The following is a 20,437-nucleotide window of genomic DNA, read 5'->3' on the forward strand; positions in this document are numbered from 1 at the left end:
ATGCAGACAGATATTATGTTATCCAAAAACAATAACATACTTATTATTGATGCCAAATATTATTCGCATATGACCCAGCAACAATACGGAATACATACTCTGCATTCCAATAATCTTTATCAGATTTTTACCTATGTAAAAAATAAGGAATTTGAATTGAGAAACTATGAACATACTGTATCAGGAATGCTTCTTTATGCACAAACCGATGAAGATATTATTCCTAATAACACCTACCATATGAGCGGAAATCAGATTTCTGTTCTTGCATTAGATTTAAACCAGGATTTTTCAAAAATCTCCAGAACTTTAGATGACATCGCCAAAAATTTTCTTTAAAATTTTTAAAGGAAGGGACCTAATATCCCTTCCTTACTTCTATTACCCCTATTGTAACAAAAAATCTATAAACTTCCTCATAAAGCGAAGAACCAAAATGGATACACCTATAGCTGCCGCTATACATACAATTGAAAAAAACATCTGAAAAATCACCTGACTATCCATAGCATATGAAACTGCGTTATTCATTGTATCTCCCCCTGACTATCTTTTGATACTTCATTTTACCATATCTCTGTATTTTTATCAAAAATTTTTCATTTTCAAAATTACATTTTTTATGTTATTTTACATTTATTAGTTGTTTTTCTTCTTAAATATGATATACTATTCCTCACCAGTTGTATCACCGAGTTCTTGACACACGTATATTATACGTATTATAATATAATTATAGAAAGGGGTGGCATACTATGCCAATGAAACCAAAAGAAATGATAAGATTATTAAAAAAGAATGGTTTCATAAAAATAAGTCAAAATGGTTCCCATGTGAAAATGAAGAATTTTAAAACTGGCAAACAAACAACAGTTCCTCTTCATAGCAAAGATTTAAAAAAAGGACTAGAAGATGCCATCCTAAAACAAGCGGGCTTAAAATAGCCTTATTTCATCTATAATAACTCACATACATTGGAGGTATCCATTATGAAAAAATTATTTTATCCTGCTGTATTTCATATTGCAGAAGAAGGCGGTTATTGGGTGACTTTTCCTGACTTTCCCGAATGTCTAACTCAGGGAGAAAATATGCAAGAAGCCTATGATATGGCTATAGATGCTTTAGGACTTATCTTAACTGATGACATTAACGACCATAAAGAACTTCCAGAACCGTCTAACATCACACATGTTGATGATGGAGTTGTCGTAATCATCCCATATGATTATTTGGAATATAATCGAAAGTATCATAATAAATCTATCAAAAAAACTTTAACAATCCCTGAATGGTTGAATAACGAAGCATTGCGATTGAATTTAAACTTTTCACAGATTTTGCAGGATGCTCTTTTAAACAAAATTCAATCTCGTTAATGGCTATAATTCTTTCATTTGGTAATACTGCAATCATAGATTATAATATACTTAACAAGGCATCTAATACGATAGCTTCACCTATCCATTTCCGGCAAGTTTAGGTTAAAAAACAGAACCCCCACAACTTTATAGATAGCAAATGTGATGTCGGAGCAAGTAAAAATGCGGCTGAGCATTTTCTACGCAGCGAAATCTTCACATGTGCTATCTATAAAGTTGCGGGGGTTCGTCTGTTTTTAATCTAAATCAATCCTACACCGGATATGCTCCATTCTTTACATCGGCTTTTGCAGGATCAATCTTATTCTCCTGTGCCGCTCTGTATTTAAAGAATTCGGTTGCTACCTGTGGGAACAATGCGTATGTAAGCACATCTTCGTCCTGTTCTTTCCACTGGCTCATCTCTGCCTCGATCTTAGATAATTCCGGTTCAAGAAGGTCGGCTGGACGACAGGTAATTGGCTTTTCATCGCCGATTGCCTTTTTCTGTACTTCTTTATTCATTGGTTTTACGGTTTGACCGTATTCTCCACGAAGAAGGGCTTTTGACTCGTTTGTAATCATTTTATAACGCTCTCCGGTAAGTACATTTAATACAGCCTGTGTTCCGACAATCTGACTGGACGGTGTAACTAATGGTGGTTCACCGAAATCTTTACGTACTTTTGGAACTTCCTCTAATACCTCATAGAACTTATCAGATGCGCCCTGCTGCTCTAACTGAGATACGAGGTTGGAAAGCATTCCTCCCGGTACCTGATACATTAACGTCTTGATATTTACGCCAAGTACCTTTGGACTCATTAAACCATTTGCCAGATATTTCTCACGTATTGGGCGGAAATAGTCTGCAATCTCGCCTAAAAGCTTCTGGTCAAATCCTGTATCAAATTCTGTACCGCGGAATGTTTCAGCCATAACTTCTGTTGCCGGCTGGCTTGTTCCCATTGCAAATGGAGATATGGCTGTATCAATGATATCGACTCCTGCTTCTACTGCTTTTAAGTAAGTCATTCCACCGACACCACTTGTATAGTGTGTATGAAGTTCGATAGGAATGTCTGTTGCCTGCTTTAATGCAGTTACAAGGCGAGTTGCTTCATTCGGCACTAAAAGTCCTGCCATATCTTTGATACAGATAGAATCTGCTCCCATCTCTTCAATATTCTTAGCAGTCTTTTTCCAGTAGTCTAATGTATATGCATCACCGATTGTATAGGAGAGGGCGATCTGCGCGTGTCCTCCCTCTTTCTTTGTTGCATCTACAGCAGTCTGTAAGTTTCTAAGGTCATTTAAACAGTCAAAAATACGAATAACATCAATTCCGTTTGCAATAGATTTCTGTACGAAATATTCTACAACATCGTCTGGATATGGCTTATATCCTAAGATGTTCTGTCCACGGAATAACATCTGTAACTTTGTATTCTTAAAGCCATCTCTTAATTTACGAAGTCTCTCCCATGGGTCTTCCTTTAAGAAACGCAGGCAGGCATCAAATGTTGCACCTCCCCAGCATTCTACTGCATGATAACCAACCTGATCCATCTTATCTACGATTGGCAGCATCTCCTCTGTTGTCATTCTTGTAGCAATCAGAGACTGATGTGCGTCACGGAGAACGGTTTCTACTATTTTAACCGGTTTTTTCTTAATTTCGGCCATAATATCTCCTTTTATTTCAAATCACGTAACTATTTGCGCTTACAACTGTTATTATCTAAAATTCAACTTGTAAACTATTTATAAATATCCCCTGTAACATTTTTTACAGATTATAGCCCTATAAATAATGAATTTTAAATAATCAAATAATTCTAAATTATACTCCAAAAATTGCCATAAATGTTCCGGCTGCTACCGCTGTACCGATAACTCCGGCAACGTTTGGTCCCATCGCATGCATCAGTAAGAAGTTTGATGGATCTGCTTCCGCACCAACTTTCTGGGATACACGGGCTGCCATAGGAACGGCAGATACCCCGGCAGAACCAATTAATGGATTTACCTTACCACCTGTAACCTTACACATAAGTTTACCAAACAGGACACCTGCTGCAGTACCAACAGCAAAAGCTACAAGACCTAATACTACAATCTTGATTGTGCTGACATTTAAGAATGCCTCTGCACTTGTTGTCGCACCAACGGATGTACCAAGAATAATAACTACGATGTACATAAGAGCGTTAGACGCTGTCTCTGAAAGCTGTTTTACTACGCCGGACTCTCTAAAAAGGTTACCGAGCATCAGCATACCAACTAATGGTGCTGTTGTAGGAAGAATCAGACATACAACAACTGTTACAACGATAGGGAACATAATTTTCTCTGTTTTTGTAACGGTTCTTAACTGTTCCATCTTAATCTGACGTTCCTTTTCTGTAGTAAGGAGCTTCATGATCGGTGGCTGAATAATTGGTACAAGTGACATATAAGAATATGCCGCTACCGCAATTGGTCCCATTAAGTCTGTCTGCCCAAGCTTTCCGGCAAGGAAAATAGAAGTAGGACCATCGGCTCCACCAATAATGGAAATTGCTGCTGCTGCCTTTCCGTTAAATCCCATAAGCATTGCAAGAAAATACGCGCTGTAAATACCAAACTGCGCCGCAGCTCCTAGCAAGAAACTTGCTGGATTGGCAATCAGCGGACCGAAGTCTGTTAGTGCTCCAACGCCTAAGAAAATCAGTGAAGGGAGAATACTCCATTCATCTAATAAGTAAAAATAATGTAATAATCCGCCTTCTTCCATAATGGACGGATATAAGTTAACCAGCAGCATACCAAAAGAAATCGGCACTAACAAAAGTGGCTCATATCCTTTGGCGATGGCCAGATATAAGAAGACTAAAGCAACCAGTATCATAATGAAGTTACCTGGCTTTAAGAATGCAAATCCGGTCTGTGCTGCGAGATTCGTCATTGTCTCTACAACATAACTCATAAATCTTCCTCCGTTTTATTTTGCAAATATGCTCTAGTTCATTGTAGCCAGTACATCTCCGCCTTCTACCATATCTCCAACTGCTACTTCCACACTTGCGATAACACCATCCTGTGCTGCACAGATTTCATTCTCCATCTTCATAGCCTCTAATACAAGAACAGCGTCGCCCTTCTTTACAGAAGCACCTGCCTGTGCCTTTACTGCTACGATCTTACCTGGCATTGGTGCTGTAATCTTTACGGCACCGGCACTTCCGGAAGTCTTTGGGGCAGCTTTCTTAGCTGGAGCCGGAACGGCTGCTGGTGTACTTACCGGCGCTGCACTTTCTTCTCCTGCACCTAATTCTTCTACTGCTACATCATAAGCAACACCATTAACTGTAATTCTATAATTTTTCATTGTAAATCCTCCTGAATGATTTTATGTACTTCTAAAATCTTTCTATAGCTAACTTTTCAAAACTTTATAAAAAGATTCCAAGAATACATTTTTGCTATCTTCTCTTCACTCTCTTGATTGAACGAACGACCAACTTATCTGCACTGACTGCTGCTCCTCCATTCGCTGCCATGATTGCCGCTGTGATTACTGCGACAAGTTCACCATCATCCACAAGTTCCTCTTCTTCCACAACTTCTTCAAGAATCGGACGCTTTGGAGCCGGTCTTTCTTCCTGCGCAGCCTTTTTCTCTTTCTTAGAAGAACGATTCTTTAACGCTCTTTCAATAGATGGGATATATACAAAAAGAGAAATCAGTAAAGAAATGAAAATCAGTACTGCAAATACAGTTCCCATACCCATCAAAGTATTTAATAAGGCTTGTTCAAATACGTTCATACTCTCACCTCACTATACTGCCGTATGCTTCTTTGTCACTGGAGTTACTTTCTTTCCGTAAAGCATTTCATAAGCAGCGATAAGACGCTTTCTTGTTGCGTCCGGCTCGATGATGTCATCTATATATCCTCTCTTTGCAGCTGCTAATGCACTGCTCTGTCCTTCTGCATATTCCGCAGTTTTCTCTGCGATAAGTGCTGTCTTATTCTTATCTGTATTGATTTCCTCTGCATACATGATACGAACTGCCTGTTCTGCATCCATCATTCCTACAGATGCCTGTGGCCATGCCAGAACAAAGTCAGCTCCGATAGCTTTAGAATTCATTACTTCCGCTGCAGTTCCATAAGCCTCGCCTGCAATGAGATTAATACGAGGTACACTAACCTGTGCAAGTGTTGTTGTAAACTTCGCTAATGCGAGCGCCTGCTTTCTCTCTTCATGTGCGTTGGCACGAAGTCCTGTCACGTTCGTTACAGTAAGAAGAGGAATCGAAAATGCATCACAGAACTTAATAAATCTTTCTGCTTTTTCAAGACCATTTCTTGTTAAAACGGACTCACCATCTACTGGCTGGTTTGCAACCGCACCTACTGTCTCTCCATTCAGACGGATAAATGCAGTTACCATCTCTTTGGCATAGGCTGCCTTTGTCTCTATGTACATATTGTTGTCAGAAATAGATTTTAAAATGTAAGCGGCATCATATGCGGCATCATTTAACTCAGGAATAACCCTATTTAAATCATCATCGTTATCAAAGTAAACATCTTCTGCTTCATAATCAGAAGGAAGTACATCAACGAGAATACGAAGCTGGTCAAGAAGTGCTTCTTCTGTCTCACATACAAAATCTACGTTACCAGCCTGCTCAGACTGGAACTGTGCTCCTGACGTATTCTGACGGGATTCTTCATTCCCCGCTAATGCATTCGGACTGTTGATAAAGAGACTGCCGTTCTCCTTCTCCATCAATGTAAAATCAGACATAGCGGACATTACGGCACTTCCTCCTCCACACATTCCAAATACTGCAGAAATCTGTGGAATCATTCCAGATGCCTGTGCCTGCTTATTAAAAATCGTTCCAAAAGCGTGAAGGGCATCTGTCGCTTCCTGTAATCTAAGTCCTGCACAATCCAGCATTCCAATGATTGGCGCACCTGTTTTCATCGCCAGATCATAAAGGGAAGCAATTTTCTTCGCATGCATCTCACCTACGGAACCTCCAAGTGCGGAAGCATCCTGACTGTAAACATAAACCATGCGGTCATTAATAACTCCGTATCCAGTGATAACACCATCACCTTCTACTTTCTTTGCACCGAGATTATAATCGGTATTACGAGCGGAAACATATCCACCAACTTCCACAAAACTGTGGTCATCAAACAGATAATCAATGCGCTCTCTGGCATTCATTTTTGAATTACCCATATTCTTTCCTCCATAAAAATGCTATATTGTATACCTTGTTGCTCTTTCATTCTATGTAATAATAACAAATTATTATCATGTTAGCAACCATTTTCTGTTAGTTATTTAACATTTATTTTATTTTGCCCATTCCACTAAACAAAATGAACATTCTGCCTATTTGCAAATTTTTTAACAATTCTTTCAATTTTCTTTCTGAATCTCCTGTTTTTTTCAGGAACGCTTGTGTATTTTTCCTGTTTTTCTCTATTTTATCTTTAAAATTCTATTTTTGTTTTATATGTCCATTTTTATTTCGTTATAATTTTAACGTATTTTGACATTCAATTACTAGTTGGTTTTTCTATTTTTTCGTCATTTTATACAAAACATTCTCATTCTATCAAATATCTTCCGTTTTTCTTCATAATTTCACTCTTATTTCCATCATTCTTCTTTTCTCGCTTACATTCTCCTCCTGTCTTTTTTAAATCAAAGATATAGTATCCAAAATCAATTTTGAACTATTTTTGTCAAACTTTTTTCACAAACTAATAGCGCTCCCTTTCATTTTATACAACTGTATATGCATACCATGAAGTATTTTCAAAAAATCAGAAAGAAATTATAAACTGTCAAGAAAAGCCTGTAATTTTGCACAAATACTCCTTTATTTTTTCACACAAAAAAGGTATAATAAACAAAATAAACAATTCTTTCACAATAAAGGAGGAGGACATCTTATGGAAAACCGCAAAATTCAATTTCGTTCAAAAGCCTGTAATCTACATCTTTCTGCCTATCCGGGACATTTCGCAACAAAGCATTCTCATGTCAACTACTTTTTAGATATGACAACATTAAAAGTACGTCAGTCTAATGCAGAAGAAGCTGCAAGAGCGTTAGTTCCACTTTATAAACATAATACCGTCGTCGATACCATCGTATGTCTTGACGGAACAGAAGTAATCGGTGCATTTTTAGCAGAAAAGCTTACAGAGAGCGGATTCTTCTCTTACAACCAGCATAAATCTATCTATATTGTTACTCCAGAAATAGATTCAGATGGTCAGATGTTCTTCCGCAAAAATATCCAGCCAATGATTAAAGATAGAAATATCATTATTTTAATGGCATCTGTCACAACTGGAATCACAATCAACCGAAGCTGGGAATGTATCGAGTACTATGGTGGCAAACTGCAGGGAATTTCAGCAATATTTAGTACGCTTTCTGAATATGGTAATCTTCCTGTTAATTCGCTGTTTACTCCAAATGATATTCCTACTTACCATACATATAGTAAGCATGACTGCCCATATTGTAAGAGTGGTCAGAAAATCGATGCTTTGGTAAACGGACATGGATATTCGGAATTATTATAACTACTAATTTGCTGGAGAAACAGACGCCGCTTTAGCAGAAGATATTGAGCTGAATTGTACCAGGTCTTCTAAAAAAAGAATTGTTATAAGTTTGATTTTGTTCCGTTGCGCTAAACGCTTCATTTTGCCTAATAAAACAACCTTGCTCGAAAACGAGCTCGCAAGGTTATAGTCAAAATTCCGCAGCACAAAGTCACAAAATTCAAACTTATAACAATTCTTTTTTATTTATCATAGTCTTCTTACAATTCAGCATAAAATTTTATTTCAGCGGCTGTCTGATTTTGATAACAAATAGCAAATTAATGATTTTTGTTGGAAAGAGAAGGAGATTCCCCATCCTCACCAACTGTGGATTTAGGATAATCAGAAAAAAGAAACAATACCATATCCCAGATGCGGCTTCGGAGCGTGTTTAGGATGCGGATGAGCATCTTAAACACAGCGACTACAGAGCAGATGGGATATGATATTGTTTCTTTTTTCGTCTATACGAAATCTACAAATTAGTATTTACAAATTAGTACGTTTTTGTTCTTTTCATAAATACATATCCTCGTCTGCACTATTCACAAGGTCTGGAATGGTTCTGACTTCTTTTGTAAACTGTGCACAGCCAACAGACATTCCTATATCATATGGAGAGGCTGCCTGTTTATTCGCTTTCTCCAGATTTTCATATAAGTTTTTAATCAGATGCTCCGCCTCTTCCCGAAGCATCTCTCCGGCAATACAGAATTCATCTCCGCCATATCTTGCAAGAATACCTGCATGTCCTGCCAGTGTTTTTTTCAAAACCCCTGCTATCCTTATCAATGCCCTGTCTCCTTCAACATGACCATATGTATCATTAATCCATTTAAAATCATCAAGATCAATCATCAAAAAATGTAAATCTGTTTCTTCCCCTTCTGTATGTCTTTCCATATATCCTTCCAAATACTGCATCAGCTTTGTTCGGTTATTAATCTGCGTTAATTCATCCATTGTAATTCTATTTGTAAGAAATGCCGTAAATACCTGAATAATTCCAAGTGTCAGTCCAAAACAAATAATAGAAATCTCTGTGAAAAACATTTGCAAAACACCTGCAATAACCGGAAATACGACCATTCCAAATATCATCTCCAGCTTTCCACGAAGTGCATAATACTTCTTTTGAGGAAACATTGTAAAAATGCGAAGTGTCACCAAAAAAATATAAATATAAACAAAGTGAATAGAAGTTTTGTATTTAAATGGAAGTGGTAATGAGTTGAGATTGATAACAACAGTCTACTTTTTATTCTGAAATTATTGAAATATTGCTGTGGTAATCATTGAAAAAGAGAGCTTTTCTATATTTTTTAAGTTCCATTTTTATGAGTTATATGTACATACCTATGATTATTCCAAAAGGTCTAGATAAAGAAGCAGATTCTAACTAAGTCTGACATGATTATATTATGTTATCCATAATATTTATAAAATCAAATTTAAAATACCGTTTTTTCTCTCTATACTATATGTAGTCAAATCATATCTTCTATCCCCAGTCATTCTTAAATAAGCAGAACACCTGGTATCTCATCCTCAAATTCCCCTCCCCCTGTTTAATTCACCTTCTCAAGCCACAGCACAGAAGCCATTACCCCCAATAAGGCATATTTGTGGTCTCGGAGCAAGGTTTGGATGCGAGCGCATGAGCGAACATTCAAACCGCCACGACTAAAATCACAAATATGCCTTATTGGGGGTAATGGCTTCGTCTATAGTTCACTTAATGAATTAAATAGTAATTACTTCTCGATTGCCTTAAACGCTGCTGCCTGCGCTGTCATTCCTCTTTCAGAAGCAAGTCTTTCGATAGAAGATGCTCCGAAGAATCCATCGATTTCAGGTACATTGTTAATTACATATGCTGCATCTTCTGGGTCTGCAATTGGGCCGCCGTGGCAGATAACCATGATATCTGGATTTACTTCTTTTCCAGCTTTGATAATCTCACGAATCTTTTCGCAGCAGTCATCTAATGTTAATGCTGTTTCTGCTCCGATAGAACCTTTTGTTGTCAATCCCATATGTGCTACAAGGATATCTGCTCCAGCTTCTGCCATTGCTTTCGCCTGTTCTGGTTCAAATACATATGGACATGTTAACATATCAAGCTTATGTGCTTCACGAATCATGTCTACTTCAAGACCATATCCCATTCCTGTTTCCTCTAAATTTGCACGGAATTTACCATCGATAAGACCAACCGTAGGGAAGTTCTGTACACCGTTAAATCCCTGCTCTTTTAACTGTTTTAAGAAAATATCCATTACACGGAATGGGTCTGTACCACATACACCGGCAAGTACTGGAGTTTTCTTTACGATAGGAAGTACTTCCTGTCCCATTTCCTGAACGATGGCATTGGCATCACCGTAAGAAAGAATTCCTGATAAAGAACCTCTTCCTGCCATTCTGAAACGTCCAGAGTTGTAAATGATGAGCATATCAACGTCTGCTTTTTCACTACATTTTGCTGTAATACCTGTACCAGCTCCAACACCTACTAAGATTTTCCCCTGTGCTACCTGTGCCTTAAAGTCTTTTAAGATTTCTTCTCTGCTTTTTCTTAACATAATCGTTACCTCCTGTTTTTTAAATGATTTTATTTATGTAATTTATTATTTACCTTCGTTAATCAGTTCCATTAATTTTTGTGCGGCTGCCTTGGCAAATGCCTCATCATTAATATTGTTATCCATCTCGACGATTTCAACATTTTCATTAGAGATATTATTTTTTAAAGTATCAAATAATACTTTTCTTTCCTCTGGACCATCAAATGGCTGTCCTTTAGCATCAATCATTGAAACACCCTGTTTTGGAAGGAAGAGTGTCATCTTATTCTCTGTCTCATTCCATCTCTCTGCTAACTTCTCAGCAATTACTTTATTTTCCTCAACGGATGTACGCATCAGAGTAACTAATGGATTGTGTTTGTAAAGATTTCTGCCTGCAAACTGCTTTGGCACCTCATCAATTGGCCCAAAATTTACCATATCACATGCACCAACAGAAACAACCTGTGGAATCTTTTTGCGGATGGCAGCTCTGCATCTGTCTTCTCCGGCAGCAAGAATACCTCCGACTACCTCATCGCACCATTCAGTTGTGGTGAGATCTAACACTCCGGTAAAGAATCCAGATTCAATGAGGGATTCCATTGTTTTTCCGCCTGTACCTGTTGCATGGAAAACAAGCACTTCATATCCTGCCTGTTCCAACACTGCTTTTGCCTGTTCTACACATGGAGTTGTAACACCAAACATAGATGCTGCAATTAAAGGTTTCTCCTCTATAGTTTCTTCTTCTGCAAGTTTTTCCTGTCCAGCTACCATTCCTGCAATTGTTAATACTGCATTTTTGAAAATAATTTTTGAAATCTTATTAATTCCTGCCACATCAACAATAGACGGCATCATTAAGATGTCACTTGTTCCAACATATCTTTCGACATCTCCAGAAGCCATCGTAGAAACCATCAGCTTTGGTACACCAATCGGCAGTTTCTGCATTGCCGGAGTTACTAATGAAGTTCCTCCTGAACCACCAAAAGAAAGAATTCCATCAAATTTGCCTTCTTTGTAAAGCTGTGGAACTAAAACCTTCATACCATTAGAAAGTGCTTCCGTCGCTAATGCTCTGTCTTTTTTTTCTACGATTTTATCAATATCGTATCCTGCTGCCTCTGCAACCTCCCTGTTTGATACATCTGGTTCAAACGCTGGCTCAAATACACCAGTATGAATCATATATGTCTGAAGTCCAAGTTTTTCTACTAATTTTTTTACATATAGAAATTCTTCTCCTTTTGAATCAAAGGTTCCTGCAATTGCGATTGTCTTCATCTTTTCTCCTTTCTCCTTGTAACTCTCCCATTGTGAAAAATATTCTGACAACTTAATATATAATTCATGAATTTTAAAAAAGAAGTAGAATTTTGTCTTTGTTGTGACTCTATTCTACTTCTTTTTCTGATGTAAGTAAATGTGTTTATATTTGTATCTCTTGTATTTATATTTTAAACACTACTATCTTTATTCACTTTTCTTGTGTTTATATTGGTTTTCCTCTTCTAAAGCCATTCTTTGATACTCTTTCGGGGATAACCCCACATATTTCTTAAATATCTTTGAAAACTGTGCGTAATCCTTATATCCGACATTTTCTGCCACTTCCCGGCAGCGGTTCTGCTTCTCTTTTAACAGATTCTTTGCCTTATTCACCCGGTAACGAATCAGATATTCTGTAAAACTTGCCCCAGTTTCCTTTTTAAAACGGGTACTTAGATAAGAAGGGGACACATGTGCAACCAGCGCCAGATCCCCAAGAATAACCTCATCCATGTAATGTTCCTCTACATATTTCTGGACAAACTCCACCGTCGTTCTTGCATTCCAGTCTCCATCAAGTAAACGGGTCATCGGATTATTCCTGTCAAAATCTCCGTAACTTTTAAAAGCTTTCATTGTATTATATATCGCCCGCTCTGTAGGAATCCTATCAAAAGTAGAACCGCCGATGTACCCCTGACATTCTGTATTCTGATACATATACTGCATATCAATCGGCGTATTGGCTGGCCCAGCATAGATCATTTTTATAATATCTGGATTCATCTCATTGCAGAGTGCATAAATCTTATCCGTCATCCTTCTTGCATCTTCAATAGAAAGATGTCTTTTCGGCCCAAGAAATCCTCCTTTCGTCAACCCCAGATTCACACAAATCACATCTGCCCCTGCCTCGATCATCTGCCTTGTTTCTTCTTCTGTCGTAACAAAGGCAATCGTAAATAAATCAAGATATCTTGCCAGATGAATCGCCTCTACTTCCTGTTTATAAGTATTTCCCTCTTCCTCTAACGCCTCCCGAAACTGTCCATCAATCAATGCCATCGTCGGAAAATTTACAATTCCAGAAAATCCAGCTTCCTTAATTGCTTTTAAATGTTCGTACAAATGAAGAGATGGATCATTGGCCATCAGTCCGAATACAATCGGTGTATCTTTTATAATAGGAAAAAGTTCCCGCTGCCCCATCTCCATTACCTGCTCATTACTATTTCCATAACAAAAATAGCTGGCAAAAGAGCTCCGTCCCATAATACGGTACTTTCCCGCACTGAGTGCCAATAATAAGTCTGCTCCTCCCATTGCCGCAAACTTAGCCGTCATACCAGAGCCTACAGCCGCTCCGATAATATGACCATTTACATTAATCTGCGCGCGCAATAATCTTAAAATATATTCTCTATCCATCTCATCACTTTCTTTTTACCTAAACATCTCTTTAATAACAACTGAGTTTTACCCGAACCGTTCTTTCCTGTTAATAGAAGATGCTGACGTTTTTCTGAATTTAATTTTATTTTTATATCTGATAAATAGTATAATTTTTCTATGTCAATTTCGCTGATAAGATATTCCCTCAATTCTGTCCTTCGAATTTCTATTATTTTTGCATGACACTATTTTATTAAAACTTTTACATCAAAATGGTATTGTCTTAGCAAAACAAATATTCTATACTATTATTATTATAGCATGGCACAAAACCCTTTTCAAACCATCTATTTTAAATTATCATATTAAAACAACATAACCACGAAAGCGAGGAAACCATGAACAAATTTTATAAAGCACTCGAAGAAAAAATAAAAGCATCCGGCTACCCAAGAGAGATTTCCGGAAGAGACGTATATAATGATATCTGTGATCAGATTGAAGATAAGGAAAATGGAACCTATCTGGTGTTATCTAAATTTGAAGATGACGTAACTTTTGAGTACCATATTACGATTCAAGATGAAGGATTTAATCTTGGGATTTTGACAATGAGAACGCCAGAGGGTGTCTTCCAAACAGATTTTGATGAATAAATAAGTAATTTTGTTACACATCCAAAATTAGCCCGCAGAACGATATATAAGCCATATTTGTGGCCTCGGAGCAAATGTTGAATAGTAGCGTTTTAAGCGAGTATTCAACACGCCGCGACTAAAGTCACTAATATGGCTTATATCGGATTGCCCCTGTATGGAGACAGGATATCCAATCCATGAATTGCCATGACCCCTTCTACTTCTTCCTCATTGCCTTTAAATTCATCAATAATCTTTTCCGCACTCCTTTAAACGGAATTATCGGTATCATTGATATCAACAGCAAATCAAGCGATATGGAATTAATCGAGGAAAACCGCCAAAAGGCACGATGTGCCGCACAGCAGCTTTTAAGCCTGTTAAATGAAGTGCTTGACATGAGTCGTTTAGAACACGGTGAAACAGTTCTTACAAACGAATTGTTTCACCTTTCTGAACTGACCGCCGCTCTCCAGGATACGATGCAAATTCATGCTGCGGACTCCGGCATTATTCTCATCTGTGACAGTTATACGGTTCCATCCAACTGTGAACGGGTTTATGGCAGCCCAATCTATATTCAGAAGATTTTCTTTAACATTATAGAAAATGCAATCAAATACAATAAAACTGGTGGACAGATTCGCTGGAAAACCGAATTAATCGAACAGACAGAAAGCAGACTTACTTACAAATATACGATTTCCGATACCGGTGTCGGCATGAATGAAACGACTGTCACTATTATCCTGCCGTTTACTATCGCAAATGCACAAAAGAATTCTTCAGCCCATGGTAACGGCAACGCAGATTACTTAAATAATGATGAATTTACGCCATCTATTTCCGATGAAGACATCACCGCTGCGTCTCTTTCTGGTAAACAAATTTTACTCGTTGAGGATAATGAGCTAAATCTCGAAATTGCCCAGTTTATGTTAGAAGATGCCGGAATTATTGTCACCCCTGTAAAAGATGGTTCACAAGCATTAAAAGCATTTTTAGAAAAGCCTGCCGGTACCTACTATGACATGATTCTGATGGATATTATGATGCCGGTGATGAATGAGCATTTAACGAAACCGTTGAATTGTGAGAAACTGATTGCAACAATTGTGAAGTTTTTGTAACTGGTACAAAGTTGGCGAGCTGTCTTTGGCTGGGGGCAGCTGGATAGTTACTTAGTTTACTGCTAGAGCGTGTTTGAAAAACATATCGCTCCAACAGCCAAAAAATTCTTAGAATTTTTGAAAAATAAAAATTTTTATGGAGATTTTTCAGGTTTCCTACTATAATAGTGTTTAATATGGCTTGAACTTAACTGGAGAATATTTGAAAAAGCAAAAAGTAATTTACACATCACATTTGCGAGAATGGTTTTTCAAACACGCTCTAGCATGAGCCATATCCGATTGTGTTTGAAGATACTAAAATGATTTTCAATACACACTCACATTACTAGAAAGATAAGACGTGGTATTTTACATACTGTTTTGTAGTGTTACTTATTGTTAAATACCGCAACTGACACATCAGAAATGGAGGAAACAAAGACATGGAAATTGTTTGTTTAGACTTAGAAGGCGTATTAGTACCGGAAATCTGGATTGCATTCGCAGAAGAGACTGGAATTCCAGAGTTAAAGAGAACAACCAGAGATGAACCAGATTACGATAAGTTAATGAAGTATCGTCTTAACATTTTAAAAGAACATGGTCTTGGATTAAAAGAAATTCAGGAAACAATCGCAAAGATTGACCCTATTCCTGGAGCAAAAGAATTCTTGGATAAATTAAGAGAACTGACACAGGTTATCATTATCAGTGATACATTCTCCCAGTTTGCAGGTCCGCTTATGAAGAAGCTTGGTTATCCTACTATCTTCTGTAACTCTCTCGTTGTAGCAGATAACGGAGAAATCACTGACTTTAAAATGCGTTGCGAAAAATCTAAATATACTACAGTTAAAGCTCTCCAGTCCATCGGTTATGATACCATCGCCAGCGGAGACAGTCACAATGATCTTGGTATGATTCAGGCAAGTAAGGCTGGATTTTTATTCAAGAGTACAGATGCTATTAAGGCTGAGTATCCAGAAATTCCGGCATATGAAACATATGATGAGTTATATGCTGCAATTAAGGGAGTAATTGAAGCGTAGTTTGTGATAGACAGACGAGCTATCCCCTCCTATCTGTGACTTTCGTTGCGGCATGTTAAATGTTCTCATTTTTATTTGCCTAAATCCAATCACTATCAATCCCAAAGAGAAAAGCTGCCCTATATTGTGACCTCGGAGCAAGGTTTGGGTGCGTGTACATGAACGAGCATTCAAACCGCTGCAAGGTCACAATATAGGACAGCTTTTCTCTTTGGATGCGTCAGCCTATTAATGAATTAAATAGCCATCCCCATCTTTACTGCTTTTTCTAAAAATTCCTGATGATTTTCGAGGTCATCTGCTCCTGCAAGTCCCGGACAAAGGAGTGTTCCTCCCTTATCAAAATGCAGTAACTCACAAAGCTGTTCATAAGCATGAACAACGTCATTAAACATTGCCGAATCTGGATTAGCAGATGCTGCAATGAGATATAAATCTTTGATATGTAAAGTTTCTCTTCCCTTTGGAAAACTAAACTGATAAAAGCGGTCAATCGCTGTTTTAATCTGTGATGTAAAGCCGCTCCAGTAGACAGGAGATGCCAATACAAGAACATCTGCTTCTCGCATTAGTTCATTCATTCTCACTCCGTCATCTTTTTGTCCGCAACAGCCACGCTGCTCACAACTCTTATCTGCATGACAGCCATTTAAGTTCGCAGTTGCTGCATCAAAAACTTCTACCTCGTTCCCTGCAGCTACCGCACCACTTGCAAATGCAGTTACCAGTGCGTTGGTGTTGCCCTTCAGTCTTGGACTTCCCGTAATAATCAATACTTTTTTACCCATTTCTTACTCCTCCTTTATAAAGATATTATACCACCACAAAATGACAAAGGCAATTTCTGAGTTGCGCAGCAAAGACAAGTTTAACACAATATCAATTTTCCACCATTGCGTGCAATTTTCGTTCTCCAACCAATGTCTAATTCTTCATCAGATAGAATAGCTGTATAATTATCGGTATCTCCCCATTTTACAAAATTTCTTTTTCCCATTTTAGAATGATCAATTAAAAGATAATTCTCATCTGAATTTTCAATCACACATTTTTTTACAGCTGCTTCAATCTCCTCTGCTGCAGACGTGCCAAAATCTGGCTCATAACTGGTAGAACCAAAAAAAGCTTTATTATAATGAAAACGGGACAAATATTCCGCCGTAGCATAGTCAAGAGGTCCTCCTACAGAACGGTATAATCCTGGTGCCATATAAAGATCAATATTTTCATCTCTATATACTGACTCCATTACTGGCATTGAATTCGTAATGATTTTTACCCGAAATGCAGGCATATATGTAAGGATTTCAAGTACTGTTGTACTTGTATCCATAAAAAGTACATCTCCCTCTCTTATAAAAGAGGCTGCCTTTTTTGCAATTCTTCTTTTATTCTCCGATTCTTTCCCCTTCCTTAAAGAAAAACTCTGACAACCTATATTTTGTCTATCTAAAAGTGCCGCTCCTCCATAATGAATTGTCGCATAGCCCTGTTCTTCTAATAAATGCAAATCTCTTCGGATTGTCATTTCTGAAACACCAAACTGATTAGATAATATTTTTACTGTAACCTCTCCATGTTCCCGAAGATTATCAATAATCTGTTCTCTTCTCTTTACTCCAGATAATTCTTTTCTACATTCCATCTATTTTTCCTTCCTTTTATATATAATTATGAATTAGCCAGCTTCTTCCATCTGTCTCATTTCATAATTATTAGCTATATATTTCTCTTTATCTATGCTATCTTAATTTTACTATTTTTTACTTTTATATTTATTTGTATTTTTTCTGAAGTTATGTATTTTGTCAAAATATAACTCTCTGTACTGATTTAATATCACAATTTAAATATTTTTTATTATACCTTAGCAAAAATGTTTTATCAAACATTTTTTATTCCATTTTTAGCTAAATAAAACGTATTCAAACGTTTACTTCTGTTCTTTTTAATGATATTCTAGAGCGTGTCTGAAAGACATAACTAATTTTATTAAAGGAGACACCACATATGAGCACATACAAAGCTGTTTTTAGTGACATTGACGGAACACTGTTAACATCGGAACATATCGTATCCACCGCTACCATTGAAGCAATTGCTTCTCTTCAGGATAAAAATATTCCTTTTGTTATCATTTCTTCCCGAAGTGCAAGCTGCATTTACCCGATTTTAGAGAAACATCATTTCCAATGTCCGATTGTAGCATGCGGAGGCGCATGGATTGAGGATATGAACGGCCGGATTCTTTCAAATGAAGGCATGAGCAAACAGACAGCCGCTACTGTTATCGAATTTATGACAGAAAAAAAATTCGATCTCGCATGGGGCATCTATTCCGGAAAAAACTGGATTACAAATGACAGAACGGACGCTCGTATTCTTCATGAAGAAAGTGTTGTGGAAGTGGAAAGCGTAGAGGGAACTGTCGCTTTATTACCGGAAGATGCGGTCGTTAATAAAATCCTCTGCATGTGCAATCCTGCGTGTATTCTTCAGATTGAAGAAGATTTAAAAAAGGCATTTCCGATTCTATCAATCGTAAAATCCTCAAATTACCTGTTAGAAATTATGCCAGCTGGAATGAATAAAGCCAAAGGTATCCGCAAATTCTGCGAACTTTTTAGCATTGCTACCGAAGATTCCGTGGCATTTGGAGATAATTACAATGATCTGGAAATGCTTTACGCAGCCGGTTGCGGTATCCTCATGGGGAATGCTCCTGTTGCTATTCTGGAGACATTCCCCGGAAAGGTTACTCTTGATAATAATCATGATGGAATTCCAGTGGCACTCAAAGATTTAGGGCTGATTTAATTCATTAGGATGAACAGAGGAAAACGGGAAGATTGCTACGTCATATTTGTAACTTTAGCCGTGGCAGATTGAATGCTCGCTCACCTGCTCGCATCCAACCTTTGCTCCGAGATTACAAATATGTGTAACAATCTTTATTTCTTTGCCAAAAGTTAGATTCTATGATAAACTAAAGTGTATTTAGGAATTCTTTCTTTAATAAAAATATAAGGAGATTATATTATGAAACTTGCATTTATTGGAACAGGAAAAATCATTGCAGATGCCTTATTTGCAATCGAACCAATAAAAGAGATTGAAAAAACAGCTATTTTTGCCAGACCTCACAGTGAAGAAAAAGCAGAGGCTTTTGCAAAACAGTATAATATCGCTGAAGTTTATACTGACTATGAAAAACTACTTACAGAAACCGCAGCAGATACGGTTTATATCGGTCTTATTAACAGTGCTCACTATTCCTATGCAAAACAGGCACTTCTTCACGGGAAAAATGTCATCCTTGAAAAACCTTTTACTGGCTTTTATAATGAGGCACAGGAATTGCAGCAGATTGCAGAAGAGAATAAATTATTTATTTTTGAGGCTGTAACGGTTCTTCACAATGAAGTATTTTACGAAATGAAGAAAAATGTTGAAAAACTCGGTACGCTTCGTATGGCTCTTTGTAATTATTCTCAGTACTCCAGCCGATATGATGCATATTTAGAAGGGGATATCACACATTCTTTTGATCCTGCATATTATGGCGGTGCACTTTATGATATTAATGTTTACAATATTCATTATTGTGTCGGATTATTCGGTGAACCAAAAGATGTGAATTACTATCCAAATATCGGTCCAAATGGTATTGATACTTCTGGAACTTTAGTTCTCGTATATGACGGCTTCAGTGCAGTATGTACGGGAAGTAAGGATTCTGACAGCCCAGGATACGTTTCCATTCAAGGTGAAAAAGGCTTTATGAAAATCGACAGCAAGCCGAATATTGCCTCTGAGCTTACTACCACTTACGTTGATGAAAACGTAAAAGAACGCGTTCGTGATGCGGCGGGTGCTATGGTTCGTGCTACAATCACAGATTACTTTACTGCAAAAGAACAGCACCACCGTATGACGCAGGAATTTTTGGACTTTGCAAAAATTATTGACGAAAAAGATTATGAGACTGCACATGAGTTATTAACAGAATCTGTGACTGTGGTAGGCGTTCTTGAAAAAGCCCGAAGCAAGGCAGGAATCAAATTCTGATTTGTAGCGTTGGAGAAATAAACAGACGAACCCTCCTCCCTTGTAATCTATAAAATGCTTCGTTTCACTGCGTCCAAGCTGCTCATCCGCAACTTGAACTTGCTCAAAGGCGCATTTTATAGATTACAGGGGAGGAGGGTTCTGTGTGTTTCAATCCTTAATATTTCATTTCATGGAAAGCTATAATTTTATAGCAAACATCCGCTATAAAACCTTTAAAAAATCGAATTTAAATACTATATTTTTAATATACTGTTATCGATTCACTATATTTCCTCATAAAATCACAGTATTCCGGGAAATCCCCCAATTCCTCCGACTGATTTTCTGAGCTGCCAACG

Annotated in this window: 20 protein-coding genes and 1 pseudogene; 9 read left to right on the forward strand and 12 right to left on the reverse strand. The window is 37.5% G+C overall.

The genetic code is table 11. The annotated features are described in order from the left end of the window. Positions 1–339 (forward strand): annotated as a pseudogene (locus tag EUBHAL_RS11605) (LlaJI family restriction endonuclease); the annotation flags it as partial. A gap of 48 nt (positions 340–387) precedes the next feature. On the opposite strand, the gene EUBHAL_RS15950 reads toward EUBHAL_RS11605, so the two are convergent. After that, a complete protein-coding gene (locus EUBHAL_RS15950) occupies positions 388–531 on the reverse strand; it encodes a hypothetical protein (protein ID WP_005349904.1) in 144 nt (47 codons plus the stop codon). A 224-nt stretch (positions 532–755) separates the two neighbouring features. Here EUBHAL_RS15950 and EUBHAL_RS11610 point away from each other — a divergent pair, with 224 nt between their 5' ends. Continuing rightward, the gene (locus EUBHAL_RS11610) at positions 756–944 is read left to right on the forward strand and encodes a type II toxin-antitoxin system HicA family toxin (RefSeq protein WP_005349907.1); all 189 of its coding nucleotides are present in this window, start codon (positions 756–758) and stop codon (positions 942–944) included. A 45-nt stretch (positions 945–989) separates the two neighbouring features. Beyond that, positions 990–1,379 carry a type II toxin-antitoxin system HicB family antitoxin gene (locus EUBHAL_RS11615; protein ID WP_005349910.1) on the forward strand — a complete coding sequence of 130 codons (390 nt, stop codon included), beginning with the start codon at positions 990–992 and terminating at the stop codon, positions 1,377–1,379. A 255-nt stretch (positions 1,380–1,634) separates the two neighbouring features. Here EUBHAL_RS11615 and EUBHAL_RS11620 read toward each other — a convergent pair whose 3' ends face one another. The 5 genes from EUBHAL_RS11620 to EUBHAL_RS11640 all read right to left on the reverse strand — a co-directional run bounded on the left by EUBHAL_RS11620 (position 1,635) and on the right by EUBHAL_RS11640 (position 6,607). Continuing rightward, positions 1,635–3,047, reverse strand: coding sequence for an oxaloacetate decarboxylase subunit alpha (locus tag EUBHAL_RS11620; RefSeq protein WP_005349913.1), 1,413 nt, complete (start codon positions 3,045–3,047; stop codon positions 1,635–1,637). Positions 3,048–3,204: 157 nt separating this feature from the next. After that, complete coding sequence (locus tag EUBHAL_RS11625) at positions 3,205–4,329, reverse strand: sodium ion-translocating decarboxylase subunit beta (RefSeq protein WP_005349917.1); 1,125 nt, start codon at positions 4,327–4,329, stop codon at positions 3,205–3,207. A gap of 33 nt (positions 4,330–4,362) precedes the next feature. Then, positions 4,363–4,731: a biotin/lipoyl-containing protein gene (locus EUBHAL_RS11630; protein WP_005349919.1), complete on the reverse strand. Its 369-nt coding sequence runs from the start codon at positions 4,729–4,731 to the stop codon at positions 4,363–4,365. Positions 4,732–4,825: 94 nt separating this feature from the next. Continuing rightward, complete coding sequence (locus tag EUBHAL_RS11635; RefSeq protein ID WP_005349927.1) at positions 4,826–5,170, reverse strand: OadG family protein; 345 nt, start codon at positions 5,168–5,170, stop codon at positions 4,826–4,828. 12 nt (positions 5,171–5,182) lie between these two features. After that, positions 5,183–6,607 carry an acyl-CoA carboxylase subunit beta gene (locus tag EUBHAL_RS11640; RefSeq protein ID WP_005349931.1) on the reverse strand — a complete coding sequence of 475 codons (1,425 nt, stop codon included), beginning with the start codon at positions 6,605–6,607 and terminating at the stop codon, positions 5,183–5,185. 722 nt (positions 6,608–7,329) lie between these two features. Here EUBHAL_RS11640 and EUBHAL_RS11645 point away from each other — a divergent pair. Beyond that, positions 7,330–7,971 (forward strand): hypothetical protein, encoded by a 642-nt coding sequence (locus tag EUBHAL_RS11645; protein WP_005349932.1) that lies wholly within the window; start codon positions 7,330–7,332, stop codon positions 7,969–7,971. A 540-nt stretch (positions 7,972–8,511) separates the two neighbouring features. On the opposite strand, the gene EUBHAL_RS11650 is transcribed toward EUBHAL_RS11645, so the two are convergent. The 4 genes from EUBHAL_RS11650 to EUBHAL_RS11665 all read right to left on the reverse strand — a co-directional run bounded on the left by EUBHAL_RS11650 (position 8,512) and on the right by EUBHAL_RS11665 (position 13,265). Further along, positions 8,512–9,162, reverse strand: a complete 651-nt coding sequence (locus EUBHAL_RS11650; RefSeq protein WP_167534406.1) for a GGDEF domain-containing protein — start codon at positions 9,160–9,162, stop codon at positions 8,512–8,514. Between the two features lie 587 nt (positions 9,163–9,749). Then, the gene (locus EUBHAL_RS11655) at positions 9,750–10,580 is read right to left on the reverse strand and encodes a phosphoenolpyruvate hydrolase family protein (RefSeq protein ID WP_005349935.1); all 831 of its coding nucleotides are present in this window, start codon (positions 10,578–10,580) and stop codon (positions 9,750–9,752) included. A 45-nt stretch (positions 10,581–10,625) separates the two neighbouring features. After that, entirely contained in the window at positions 10,626–11,852 is a 1,227-nt protein-coding gene (locus tag EUBHAL_RS11660) for a Tm-1-like ATP-binding domain-containing protein (protein ID WP_044923281.1), read from the reverse strand. Positions 11,853–12,041: 189 nt separating this feature from the next. Next, positions 12,042–13,265, reverse strand: a complete 1,224-nt coding sequence (locus tag EUBHAL_RS11665; RefSeq protein WP_005349937.1) for a phosphoenolpyruvate hydrolase family protein — start codon at positions 13,263–13,265, stop codon at positions 12,042–12,044. A 362-nt stretch (positions 13,266–13,627) separates the two neighbouring features. Here EUBHAL_RS11665 and EUBHAL_RS11675 point away from each other — a divergent pair, with 362 nt between their 5' ends. The 3 genes from EUBHAL_RS11675 (at position 13,628) to thrH (ending at position 16,028) form a co-directional block, all read left to right on the forward strand. Further along, a complete protein-coding gene (locus EUBHAL_RS11675) occupies positions 13,628–13,885 on the forward strand; it encodes a hypothetical protein (protein ID WP_005349939.1) in 258 nt (85 codons plus the stop codon). A 179-nt stretch (positions 13,886–14,064) separates the two neighbouring features. Next, positions 14,065–14,997, forward strand: coding sequence for an ATP-binding response regulator (locus EUBHAL_RS11680; RefSeq protein ID WP_005349960.1), 933 nt, complete (start codon positions 14,065–14,067; stop codon positions 14,995–14,997). A gap of 425 nt (positions 14,998–15,422) precedes the next feature. Then, on the forward strand, positions 15,423–16,028 hold the full coding sequence (thrH, locus tag EUBHAL_RS11685) for a bifunctional phosphoserine phosphatase/homoserine phosphotransferase ThrH (RefSeq protein ID WP_005349963.1): 606 nt from the start codon (positions 15,423–15,425) through the stop codon (positions 16,026–16,028). 236 nt (positions 16,029–16,264) lie between these two features. On the opposite strand, the gene EUBHAL_RS11690 is transcribed toward thrH, so the two are convergent. Together EUBHAL_RS11690 and EUBHAL_RS11695 are read right to left on the reverse strand one after the other, a co-directional pair. After that, positions 16,265–16,816 carry a flavodoxin family protein gene (locus EUBHAL_RS11690; RefSeq protein WP_005349965.1) on the reverse strand — a complete coding sequence of 184 codons (552 nt, stop codon included), beginning with the start codon at positions 16,814–16,816 and terminating at the stop codon, positions 16,265–16,267. Positions 16,817–16,896: 80 nt separating this feature from the next. After that, complete coding sequence (locus EUBHAL_RS11695; protein WP_005349966.1) at positions 16,897–17,673, reverse strand: DeoR/GlpR family DNA-binding transcription regulator; 777 nt, start codon at positions 17,671–17,673, stop codon at positions 16,897–16,899. A 365-nt stretch (positions 17,674–18,038) separates the two neighbouring features. Between EUBHAL_RS11695 and EUBHAL_RS11700 the strand changes: the two genes are divergently transcribed. Then, the gene (locus EUBHAL_RS11700) at positions 18,039–18,845 is read left to right on the forward strand and encodes a Cof-type HAD-IIB family hydrolase (protein WP_005349968.1); all 807 of its coding nucleotides are present in this window, start codon (positions 18,039–18,041) and stop codon (positions 18,843–18,845) included. 222 nt (positions 18,846–19,067) lie between these two features. Beyond that, the gene (locus EUBHAL_RS11705) at positions 19,068–20,096 is read left to right on the forward strand and encodes a Gfo/Idh/MocA family protein (RefSeq protein WP_005349970.1); all 1,029 of its coding nucleotides are present in this window, start codon (positions 19,068–19,070) and stop codon (positions 20,094–20,096) included. The last annotated feature ends 341 nt before the right edge of the window (positions 20,097–20,437 follow it).

The sequence above is a fragment of the Anaerobutyricum hallii DSM 3353 genome (genome assembly GCF_000173975.1).
Taxonomy (GTDB): domain Bacteria; phylum Bacillota; class Clostridia; order Lachnospirales; family Lachnospiraceae; genus Anaerobutyricum; species Anaerobutyricum hallii.

Bases quoted from the DNA above. Each gene is read 5' to 3' on its own strand.
- EUBHAL_RS11615 (WP_005349910.1), top strand. From the start codon at position 990: ATGAAAAAATTATTTTATCCTGCTGTATTTCATATTGCAGAAGAAGGC.
- thrH (WP_005349963.1), top strand. From the start codon at position 15,423: ATGGAAATTGTTTGTTTAGACTTAGAAGGCGTATTAGTACCGGAAATC.
- EUBHAL_RS11630 (WP_005349919.1), bottom strand. From the start codon at position 4,731: ATGAAAAATTATAGAATTACAGTTAATGGTGTTGCTTATGATGTAGCA.
- EUBHAL_RS11610 (WP_005349907.1), top strand. From the start codon at position 756: ATGCCAATGAAACCAAAAGAAATGATAAGATTATTAAAAAAGAATGGT.
- EUBHAL_RS11640 (WP_005349931.1), bottom strand. From the start codon at position 6,607: ATGGGTAATTCAAAAATGAATGCCAGAGAGCGCATTGATTATCTGTTT.
- EUBHAL_RS11660 (WP_044923281.1), bottom strand. From the start codon at position 11,852: ATGAAGACAATCGCAATTGCAGGAACCTTTGATTCAAAAGGAGAAGAA.
- EUBHAL_RS11680 (WP_005349960.1), top strand. From the start codon at position 14,065: ATGAATTGCCATGACCCCTTCTACTTCTTCCTCATTGCCTTTAAATTC.
- EUBHAL_RS11620 (WP_005349913.1), bottom strand. From the start codon at position 3,047: ATGGCCGAAATTAAGAAAAAACCGGTTAAAATAGTAGAAACCGTTCTC.
- EUBHAL_RS11625 (WP_005349917.1), bottom strand. From the start codon at position 4,329: ATGAGTTATGTTGTAGAGACAATGACGAATCTCGCAGCACAGACCGGA.
- EUBHAL_RS11655 (WP_005349935.1), bottom strand. From the start codon at position 10,580: ATGTTAAGAAAAAGCAGAGAAGAAATCTTAAAAGACTTTAAGGCACAG.
- EUBHAL_RS11700 (WP_005349968.1), top strand. From the start codon at position 18,039: ATGAGCACATACAAAGCTGTTTTTAGTGACATTGACGGAACACTGTTA.
- EUBHAL_RS11635 (WP_005349927.1), bottom strand. From the start codon at position 5,170: ATGAACGTATTTGAACAAGCCTTATTAAATACTTTGATGGGTATGGGA.
- EUBHAL_RS11645 (WP_005349932.1), top strand. From the start codon at position 7,330: ATGGAAAACCGCAAAATTCAATTTCGTTCAAAAGCCTGTAATCTACAT.
- EUBHAL_RS11690 (WP_005349965.1), bottom strand. From the start codon at position 16,816: ATGGGTAAAAAAGTATTGATTATTACGGGAAGTCCAAGACTGAAGGGC.
- EUBHAL_RS11695 (WP_005349966.1), bottom strand. From the start codon at position 17,673: ATGGAATGTAGAAAAGAATTATCTGGAGTAAAGAGAAGAGAACAGATT.
- EUBHAL_RS11705 (WP_005349970.1), top strand. From the start codon at position 19,068: ATGAAACTTGCATTTATTGGAACAGGAAAAATCATTGCAGATGCCTTA.
- EUBHAL_RS11675 (WP_005349939.1), top strand. From the start codon at position 13,628: ATGAACAAATTTTATAAAGCACTCGAAGAAAAAATAAAAGCATCCGGC.
- EUBHAL_RS11665 (WP_005349937.1), bottom strand. From the start codon at position 13,265: ATGGATAGAGAATATATTTTAAGATTATTGCGCGCGCAGATTAATGTA.
- EUBHAL_RS15950 (WP_005349904.1), bottom strand. From the start codon at position 531: ATGAATAACGCAGTTTCATATGCTATGGATAGTCAGGTGATTTTTCAG.